At 35.2% G+C, this 5,948-nt stretch carries 4 protein-coding genes; 2 read left to right on the forward strand and 2 right to left on the reverse strand.

What is annotated here, in order from left to right; translation table 11 throughout:
• Positions 1 to 241 precede the first annotated feature (241 nt).
• Both ACR2MV_RS16690 and ACR2MV_RS16695 read right to left on the reverse strand, forming a co-directional pair.
• Complete coding sequence (locus ACR2MV_RS16690) at positions 242 to 1,300, reverse strand: helix-turn-helix domain-containing protein (protein ID WP_434023460.1); 1,059 nt, start codon at positions 1,298 to 1,300, stop codon at positions 242 to 244.
• Positions 1,301 to 1,519: 219 nt separating this feature from the next.
• On the reverse strand, positions 1,520 to 2,332 hold the full coding sequence (locus ACR2MV_RS16695) for a hypothetical protein (protein ID WP_434023462.1): 813 nt from the start codon (positions 2,330 to 2,332) through the stop codon (positions 1,520 to 1,522).
• Between the two features lie 228 nt (positions 2,333 to 2,560).
• On the opposite strand from ACR2MV_RS16695, the gene ACR2MV_RS16700 reads away from it, so the two are divergent.
• A complete protein-coding gene (locus tag ACR2MV_RS16700; protein WP_434023464.1) occupies positions 2,561 to 3,700 on the forward strand; it encodes an ABC transporter substrate-binding protein in 1,140 nt (379 codons plus the stop codon).
• A gap of 301 nt (positions 3,701 to 4,001) precedes the next feature.
• Positions 4,002 to 5,948, forward strand: a 1,947-nt coding sequence (locus ACR2MV_RS16705) for a tetratricopeptide repeat protein (RefSeq protein ID WP_434023465.1), incomplete at its 3' end; no start/stop codon positions are given.

The raw sequence follows: 5,948 nt of genomic DNA on the forward strand, positions 1-5,948 counted from the left end.
ATCCAAAAGATACCGTTAACAGCAACATTACTAAAATTTTAATCGTCGTCTTCATATCTACTATTTTAAAGATTATTATTCTTGTTATCTACAACAGGGATAAGAACCTAAAAAAACCCTAAAAAAATTTTTTAATGTTTTAAAATTGATATCAATCAGATGTTTTGAAACTAATTGATGAAGCTAAAAGAGATTCTTTTATTCAATACAAATGGATTTGGTTTTAAAAAACTTGATCTATCTATTTGAGTGATTTTCTAAACTCAGTTGGAGTTTGTCCGGTTTCTTTCTTAAAGGCGGTATTGAAAGAAGATTTAGAACTAAAACCTGCATCATACATGGCTTCTGATACAGTCAATTTCTCATCTTTGGTTTCTCTAAGAATTTTTTGAACCTCTTTAATCCGATAGCTATTAATAAAATCAAAAAAACTTTTACCAAAAGATTGGTTGATCACCTGAGATAAATTCTTTGAACTAATCTGTATTTTTTTTGACAATTCCGAAAGGTTTACCTGAGGATCCAAATAAGGTTTTTCAGATTCTACCAATGCTAATAGTTCATTTTTGTATACCGAGAGCTGCTTCTTCGTTAAATTTGAACCAGCATATTTTGATGTTTCATTTTTTTCAATTCCAGCAAAAATTTCAGGTTGTTTCAGGGCCTTTAGTATGACCCTGTTCACAAAGTAAAAAACAAAAAAAAGCAGGAGGATCAAAGTGACCATAAAAACAGTTTCATTTTGAGCCAAAGCGATAAAGTTCTGTATCAAAGACACCAATGTAAGAAGACCAAAAGTTCTCACAGAAAAGCTCAACCAATCGAGGTTGATCTGATCTATTTGAGAATACTCATTTTTAATTACTTTTCGATATCCCGAAATGGATCTGGAGGTTAGTAAGAGGTAGAGTAAAAAATGTACATAAACAAATCCGCTGATCACATAAAACTGCCAGGACATCATACTATTCATAATTTCTTCGGAAGTCCCTGGAGGCTTCCATCTATTTGATGAAAACATTAGTATGAGCAATAGCACATAAGGTATCAAATGCAATACATCTCGTCGGGTTAATTCAAAGTCTTTATACATGACACCCTTTGCATATAAATAAATAATTGGGCCGTATAGGAGAAAAAAACCACTGTCAATAAAATGAATCCATTGCCATTTAAAAAAGAATCCGTTCATCTGTAAAGTGAGATCCACCATGTTCCAGGCGATCAAAACAAACAGAAAACCAAGCAACCTGTTGTTTCTTTTATTTCCTCTTTTATGTGTGAATAAAAATAGACCCACAAACAACAGCTGAAAGCTTATCAAAAAAGATAAATATGAAATCAGGCTTGCATTCATATTTCAAATGTAGTCTATTCACTTTTAAAGTACATCCCATTGAAGGGATAAAGCAAATTCAACATTCATTCGATTCTAAATTGTGTAAACGCTGTTTTATTCTTTCTAACCAAACACAGATGACAAAACAGACCTTCCAGAAAGAAGTTTCTACAGAAAAAACTAAAAATTCCCATTAACTGAGATCAACGGCCCTTGATATAAAAGATCGGCAGAACCTTTCCAAACATCTCGATTCATACCAACATTAGCTTTAAAATATTTGTAACTCAACCCTAATCCAAAATTTCTACTGAACTGATAGGACACAGCAGGTGTCACATCCCACAAGGTCCCTTTATAATCACCAACCTGTAGTGAAAACCATTCTAAATGAGCAGAAAAAGCCCAACGAGTTGTAGGGGCATATAAGTATCTGAAGCCAATGTTTGGAACAGGAGCTAAAAAATTGATTTCTTTTTTTGTAAGATCCAATTCTATATCTGAAGGGCCCAGGTAGGCTACTGCTTGTAAATAAGTTCTGATATTCATTGTATGCAGACCAATACCACCACTTAGTTCATGTTTTTCTCCCGACGAAATAATTCTGCCAAAAAAGAGCCGAAGCAAATCTACATCAAAGGCACTATTCAATTTAGCTCCCACTGGATAAAGCGAATTATTCCATTTAAGGTATTCCTGCAATACAACAGTTTGAAAATTCCTAATAGCAAAATAATTCAATGACGTGAACCATTTCATTTCTTTAGAGAAACGCCAGGTAAAATTAATATCCACCGTATTTCCGTGTCGACCCAAACCAAGTGTTTCACCAAAATCTATTGGGTTGCTTGGCATAGTACCATCAACATTCATTACAACTGATTTTGAATTTGAAAAAAGCCCTACTTCCATGATAAAACGATCTGTTAGCAAAACATGCTTTTCAGAAGGTATGCTGCCTATAGTATCTATGTCAAAACCTTGCGAAAGCATGTTTGATTGCGAGAATATTATACAAATTATAAGTACAAATAGCTTTGGCATATATTTTTTTTCTGCCGGCAATATTACTGTTTAATTTTAATAAAACAACAGACAAAATGTCTTTAGATTCAGAACTTTAAAAATCCTATGTGTCGAAATCTTTTTTTTGGTAAATTTGAGTCAATAACGACTCGCTGTATTTTGCCACTTACAAATTCATACGTTTAAAAAGTTATAATGACACAACATAAAAAAACACCTTCAAGAAGACAGTTTATTAAAAATACAACCCTGGGAGCAGGAGGTATGGTAGCTTTAAGTTCATTTGATTATGTTGAAAAACTTGAAAATGATCCTTCACATCGTACCGCTGATTTACATTTAGAAATGACAGGTTATGATTATTCCAGAATGACTGCCTTGTTTGACAAAAAGGTTGAGATTAAAAACTGTTCCTATACCATGAGGAAATCAGGAGGAATAGGAGATATGAATATAAACACCTTTGCTGGTGCTCAGACCTTTGATGTGACGGAAATTGGAATGGTTCCTTATATTTTGGCCTATGCGAATCAGGGTTTTAGAGATTACACCTTATTACCCATATTTCCCTTGAGAATGTTTCGACATAAAAGTATTTTTATCCATGCTGATTCCAGTATAAAAAAACCCGAAGATCTAAAAGGAAAAAAAATAGGTACACCTGGTTATTCATCCTCCTCACTTACCTGGATCAGAGGGATGGTTAAGGATGAATACGGCATCAATCCGGAAGATATTCAATGGGTCATCGCCACCAAAGATTCTTCAGCAGATGTCTCTGGCAATATTTCAGAACAGGAACAAGTAGTCCCGGACGGAATTACAATTTCAAAAGGAACTCCTGGAAAAGATGAATCTGACTTACTTCTTTCCGGTGAAGTTGATGCACTTTTTCATGCAGCGCAGCCAAAAGCATTTATTCAAGGCAACCCAAACATCAAGCGGTTATTTGAGGATTCTCGAAAAACTGAGCAGGAGTATTATTCTAGAACAGGCATCTTTCCTATCATGCATGCCGTTGCAGTTAGAAAGACTTTATTAGAAGAAAACAACTTTTTAGCTGCCTCTCTGTTTGATGCTTATTCGGCCTCAAAAAAAATGGATTATCAATATATGATGAAACTAGGATGGGCCTATGATACCCTACCCTGGTATGGTCAGGAATTGGAGGAAACGAAAAAGGTGATGTCGAATAATTTTTATTCCTATGGACTGGAGGCCAACCGTAAGATTCTTGAAACACTCTGCAGGTATTGTTATGAACAAGGGTTCATCAAAGAAAAACTTAACTTCGAAGATTTATTCTTTAGGCCTTCGTTCAGTTTCACTGAATAAATGATCCAACTCATTTTAAATTATTGTCTGATACCATGGCTCGTTCGATAGATGATTAGGTTCCGCATTCCAGCTATTCAAATCGGCTTCTGCAGCAACTTCTGTTTCTACTAACCAAGACTGTTGATAAGAATCTTTTCAGAACAACTCAAAGCCCTATTTTTTCCACAATTACCGATGGGCATTTTCATATTGTAACATTGCTAAATAACAGGCATTTTTAAGGGCCGACATACACAGACCGCAGCCTTGTGGCAAACGACAGGATTATTAGTATCTTTAGGTTAGAAAATCAAACCCTATGAATTTCAATTCATTTGTAAAAGAATGTCATCAAAAGGGAGTCTTTAAAAAACTCTCCTTGTACATTGTATTCAGTTGGGTTCTTATTCAGGTTGTTTCCGTAATATGGGAGCCCATGGGGCTGTCAAAAAATTCAATTACCTATTCACTCATTTTTCTGTTGATCGGATTCCCTACGTATATTTTTTATGTGTGGAATGTCCATTTTAAAACCACCTACTCCTCTAAAACCGGAACTGACAAAGGAACTAAAAAGAAGAAATACTCCAAGTATCATTTTAATTTTCAAACTTACTATTTTGTTTCTTTAGGAATGATCAGTTTTATTGTTGGTTCACTTGTTGTTTTTGTATACATCAACAAATTCAATTCAACTCAAGAAGTTGTAAAAGCAGGCCACCCTCAACTAGAAGATAAAATTGCTGTACTAGATTTCGGCAACAATACCGGGCGTGCAGAATTTGACATGGTGGGTACAATGGCAGCTGATTGGATTTTACATGGAATCACTCAAAACCAAATTGCCCAGGTAATTAGCTCTGAGACGTTTGAAGAATATAAACGAATACATAAAGCTTCTCTCCTACCTGTTGAAGGAAATGCCGTTTTAAAAGAATATTTTAACCCAAAAAAAATTATTTCAGGCAATTATTTCTTTCAAAAGGACGAACTCATCTTTCAGGGATCTGTGATAGATGGAAAAAACAATGATGTGTTGTTTTCTTTTGAGGCTATTTCATGCGATGCCGAAAATCCTTTGGATTGCATTGAACTTTTAAAACAGAAAGTGATGGGCTTTCTGGCCACTGAGAGTAACGATGAATTAAACCTTCAGGAAACGCCTCCAAATTACGAGGCCTACCGTAAAGTTCTGGAAGCCAAGGCCAGAATTGCTGATAACGAAGTCTATATTGGTCTTATTAATCAGGCACTGGCACTGGATTCAACCTATTTCGAAGCAAATTATTTAAGGGCGGAGTATTATTACAATCGCGAAGACTATGCCAGGGCAGATTCTTTACTAAAACGAATCAAACCTACCTCTCACACCAACACAAGGCAAAAGAATTATCTTAATATTCTCAGGGCCATGCTTGATGGCAATAACAGACTGGCCTATCGATATACTAAAAAAGAATACGATTATGCTCCTTTTGATTTGCATAAAAACTTGAGTAACATGGTTATGACTCAAGAATTTGTGCGCAAACCTGATGAAATTCTCAGCATTTATTCTGAAATTAATACCGAAAATATTGATATAGAAAATTGTAAATATTGCCAATACCGAATGTACATACTAGGTATGGCATATCTTGATCAAAAAAAGTATCAGGAGGTAATCGATCTTCTCGAAAATATTATAAAAATCTCCGATTATCATACCTTAAAAAAGGTTTTACTCGCGGCGCATATCAAACTTAAAAATTATGCGCAGGCGGCGGAATTAACCTCCGAATTTGAACATACGATCAGCTCCGATTCTTATTTAGAATTATGCCTTTATTCCGGAAAAACGCTTTTAATCGAAAAACAAGATTCATTGGCCGGCATGTATTTTGATCAGATTGTTTCTAAAGCAGATCCTGGTAGTCAGAAAGAGTTTATAGCAGATGCCAATTACTTCATGGAAAATCATACTACATCAATACTGCTATTTGAACAATTAGCCTTAGAATATCCATTAGATATTGGATACAAGTCTAAACTTGCAGTCTCCTACTATAAGATCAACAATTTAGATAAGGCCACGGAATCAATTAAGGCCGTGGAAGGGCTACGAAGCAACTTTCAATTTGGAAGTGTTGATTATGCCTTAGGCCAATATTATATCAGCGTGAACGACATCGTTAAGGGCCGTAAACACCTGCTTGCATCTGTTGCTTCAGGCCATTGGTACAATAATAACACTTATCAAAACGATCCGCATTTCAAAGCCATAAAT

The sequence above is a fragment of the Lutimonas sp. genome, assembly GCF_051011215.1.
Classification (GTDB): domain Bacteria; phylum Bacteroidota; class Bacteroidia; order Flavobacteriales; family Flavobacteriaceae; genus Lutimonas.

Excerpts from the sequence above, each read along its gene's own strand:
- ACR2MV_RS16695 (WP_434023462.1), bottom strand. The coding sequence starts at position 2,332 with ATGCTTTCGCAAGGTTTTGACATAGATACTATAGGCAGCATACCTTCT.
- ACR2MV_RS16700 (WP_434023464.1), top strand. The coding sequence starts at position 2,561 with ATGACACAACATAAAAAAACACCTTCAAGAAGACAGTTTATTAAAAAT.